This is a genomic window from Nitrococcus sp. (assembly GCF_059432795.1).
In genome coordinates, this window is record NZ_JBXWZQ010000047.1 from 1 (window position 1) to 3842 (window position 3842).

3 protein-coding genes and 1 pseudogene are annotated in these 3842 nt (G+C 62.9%); 1 reads left to right on the forward strand and 3 read right to left on the reverse strand.

Translation table 11 applies throughout. The annotated features are described in order from the left end of the window. Nucleotides 1–42: 42 nt before the first annotated feature. Nucleotides 43–321 carry a hypothetical protein gene (locus AC52Q4_RS04130; RefSeq protein WP_495535539.1) on the reverse strand — a complete coding sequence of 93 codons (279 nt, stop codon included), beginning with the start codon at nucleotides 319–321 and terminating at the stop codon, nucleotides 43–45. A gap of 184 nt (nucleotides 322–505) precedes the next feature. Between AC52Q4_RS04130 and AC52Q4_RS04135 the strand changes: the two genes are divergently transcribed. Then, nucleotides 506–2188: an AMP-binding protein gene (locus AC52Q4_RS04135; RefSeq protein WP_495535540.1), complete on the forward strand. Its 1683-nt coding sequence runs from the start codon at nucleotides 506–508 to the stop codon at nucleotides 2186–2188. A 12-nt stretch (nucleotides 2189–2200) separates the two neighbouring features. On the opposite strand, the gene ttcA is transcribed toward AC52Q4_RS04135, so the two are convergent. Together ttcA and AC52Q4_RS04145 are read right to left on the reverse strand one after the other, a co-directional pair. Beyond that, nucleotides 2201–3073, reverse strand: a complete 873-nt coding sequence (ttcA, locus tag AC52Q4_RS04140) for a tRNA 2-thiocytidine(32) synthetase TtcA (RefSeq protein WP_495535541.1) — start codon at nucleotides 3071–3073, stop codon at nucleotides 2201–2203. A gap of 261 nt (nucleotides 3074–3334) precedes the next feature. Beyond that, a pseudogene (locus AC52Q4_RS04145) lies at nucleotides 3335–3715 on the reverse strand (class I SAM-dependent methyltransferase); the annotation flags it as partial. Nucleotides 3716–3842 lie beyond the last annotated feature (127 nt).

The window sequence follows — 3842 nt, forward strand, 5'->3', positions numbered from 1 at the left end:
GACACGTGCCAATGAGAACCACCCCTGACGACTGCCATAGTGCTATTTCGAGCGCCGCCGCCCGCCACCCGCAGCTGTTGCCTCGAGCAGCTTGTGCGCGCTTACGACGCCGAACTCAGCGCGCGCCACGAACAGCTGCAGCTCGATCGCAACAACTTCCTCGCCATGATTCGCGACCTGCGCGCTCTCGATCCTCACGACAGCACCGGACTGGCCGCACTGTATGGTGAGCATCTCGAGCAAATCGACCTCCTCCTGGCCCAGTTCGCTTATCGCGATGAACCGGCGCACTGCCAGCAACACTGACCATCCGATTTCCACGAGCTAATTCCCTTCTCTACGTGGCTTTTTTTGCGGTCTCGACAAGATTGGGAGAGGCGTATAGTGTCGAAGAGAGAGCACGGATCTACAAGGCGCCTCGTCGTGCGTGACTGAGAACCGTGCGCAGACGCCGAAGGTCCGGAACCGGCAGGCTATTCCGAACAGCACGCAAGCAGCTCGTCGCATGGACAAGATTTGGCTCGCAAGTTATCCACCCGGCGTTCCTGCAACGATCGCCCCGCAGCGTCATCAATCGCTGGTCGACCTCGTCGATGCCGCCTGCCGCGAATTCGATGACCGGCCGGCGCTCGGCAACTTCGGTACCCGCATCGATTACGCCACGCTCGCACGCAGGTCGCGCGACTTCGCGGCCTATCTGCAAACAGTCTGCGGCGTCGAACCGGGAGATCGCATCGCATTGATGATGCCGAATGTGCTGGCCTACCCGGTCGTTCTGCTCGGCGCGCTGCGCGCCGGCGCGACGGTGGTCAATACCAACCCCTTGTACACCGCCGCCGAACTCACTCACGTACTCGGCGATGCCGCCGCCAAGGTGCTGGTCGTTTTCACGCAGACCCTGCGCACGGTCGCAGCCCTGCCTGACAGCCACCGCCCGGCGCATCTCCTTGTTGCCTCTCTCGGTGATTGCATGCCGCGCTGGAAAGGCTGCTTGTTCAATGCCCTCGCACGGCGGCGAGCCGCTGGTCGCACGGCCGCACCGGCATCGAGTGTGAAACTGAGTGCCGCACTGACGCACGGCGCCAGCCTGGATTTCATCGCTCCGGCACTCGGTGCAGACGACATCGCGTTCCTGCAATATACCGGCGGCACCACCGGTCGTCCCAAGGCTGCCATGTTGTCCCATGGCAATATCGTCGCCAATGTGGCCCAGGTCTCCGCCTGGTTCCATGACCACACCGAGCGTGGCCACGAAGTCGTGATTACCGCACTGCCGCTCTATCACATCTACGCATTGACTACGAACTGCTTCGTGACCCTCGCTGCGGGGGGGCTCGTCTATCTGATCACCGACCCGCGCGATCTCAAACGCTTCGTCAAGGAACTCGCCCGGGTGCCGTTCACTACCATGACAGGGGTCAACACCCTGTTCAGCGCTCTGCTCGACCATCCCGACTTCGCGCAGCTCGATTTCAGCGGCCTCAAGTTCACCAGTGCCGGCGGCATGGCCGTACAACGCGTCGTCGCCGAGCGCTGGCAAGCGGTCACCGGATGCGTGCTCGCCGAGGGCTACGGTTTGACCGAAGCGTCGCCGGTGGTCACTGTCAATCGTCATGACGTCGACACTTTCACCGGTTCGATCGGCCTGCCCGTACCTTCGACGGACATTGCAATCATCGACGAAGACGGCCGGGAACGCGGCGTCGAGGAAGCCGGCGAACTCCTGGTGCGCGGCCCGCAGATCATGCAAGGCTACTGGAACGATGACAACGAGACCGCCCGTGTCCTCGACGCAGACGGCTGGCTGCACACGGGTGACGTCGCGCGCATCGACAGCGCGGGCTACCTTTATCTGGTCGATCGCAAGAAAGACGTCATCGTCGTTTCGGGTTTCAATGTCTACCCGGCCGAAATCGAGGACGTGGTCGTCGCTCACCCGGGCGTGCGTGAGGCGGCCGCCATCGGAGAAACCGATACCCATTCGGGGGAAAGCGTCTGTCTGATCGTGGTGCGCGCCGATCCGGCGCTGACCGAAGATGACCTGGTGCGCTGGTGTCGCGAACGCCTGACAGGCTACAAAATCCCGCGCCGCGTGGTTTTTGCCGATGCCTTGCCCAAATCCCCCGTCGGTAAAATCCTCAAGCACGACTTGCGTCAACGCTACGCAGAAAACGCGGCCGCGCCCTGAACCGCCGCCCGGTCAGCTCTCGTCGGCGCCGCCCAACAGCCAGGCCCGAGCGTCACTGGGCGACGCCTCGGCCGCACCGAGTGCGCCAAAGTCGAACAGGGCAGGATCGGCCAGGTGCGAAGGCACCACGGCCTGCAGGCTGCGAAACACATTCTCGACACGCCCCGGATGCTCGCGCTCCCAGTCCTGCAGCATGGACTTGATCTTGACGCGCTGCAGGTGTTCCTGACTACCGCACAGGTTGCAGGGAATGATCGGGAACTCCCGGCTGGCCGCGTAGCGGGCAATGTCCGCTTCCCGACAATAAGCCAACGGCCGGATGACGACATTGCGGCCGTCGTCACTGCGTAGCTTGGGCGGCATGGCCTTGAGCTTGGCGCCGAAGAACATGTTCAGAAACAGGGTTTCGATGATGTCGTCGCGGTGGTGGCCGAGAGCGATGCGGGTGATGCCGTGCTCGGCAGCAAAGGTGTAGAGAATGCCGCGACGCAGCCGTGAGCAGAGCCCGCACATCGTGCGGCCTTCCGGCACCACCCGCTTGACCACGGCGTAGGTGTCCTGCTCGACGATGTGGTGCTCGATGTCGAGTCCGGCCAGGTAGTCGGCCATGACCGCGGGCGGATAGCCCGGCTGCTTCTGATCGAGATGCACGGCAATGAGTTCGAAATCGACCGGTGCACGCTCGCGCAGGCTCAGCAGCAGATCGAGCATCGTGTAGGAGTCCTTGCCGCCGGAAAGGCACACCATGACCCGGTCGCCTGCGCCGATCATGTTGAAATCACCGATCGCGCGGCCGGCCTGGCGGCGCAGACGCTGCTGCAGCTTGCCCGCTTCGTGGCGCAGCTTGCGCGGGTCGCGATTGAGCTTGTCGGGGACGGCGTTCAAGCGTACAGGGCTTCCAGGAACTCGGGGGCGCTGATTCTAACAGCCATCACTGAGGGCGTCCGAGCGTCGGTACATTCTGCGCCTCCATTCAGGCACGTTGTTCCAGCAGCCTGTCGGACTTAGGGCCTGTTGATCTTTCATTGTTGGGCGCGCATTCGAGGGCGATAGTGGGGCTATTCAACGAGAATACGCACTCATTTTGGCCCCTATACCACCACTACCGCAGATTCATCCTAAGTCCGACGGACTGCCAGGCAGCATTCAATCCGCACCACGACGGAACAATGCCGCATCGGGCGCCAGGATCTCGCATCCCCAGCCGAAGCGCCGTGCGATGTCGTGCAGCGTGTGGACGCGGTAGAACACGACATGGGTCGGGTCGCGGCGGTAGTGCCAGTTGGCGAAGCGGCTGTCGTCGGTCTGCAAGCGCGTCATCACACCCAGCCAGCCGCCCGGCTCGAGCAGCGCGTGCAAGCGCCGGAATTCCGCGGCCGGTCGATGCAAATGTTCCCACACCTCGGTGCAGGTGATGAAGTCGTAACGGCGCTGCAACACGGCAGGGTCGGGCTGGAAGAACGGATCGTAGAGCGCGACCTGATGACCCTGCTCGCGCAGCATCGCGGCGAGCACTGGGCCGGGACCACAGCCTGTCTCTTATACACATCTCGCAGGGGATAGTCCTGTCTCTTATACACATCTCGCAGGGGATAGTCAGATGACGCTGCCGACGAAGTCAGACGAGTGTAGATCTCGGTGGTCGCCGTATCAT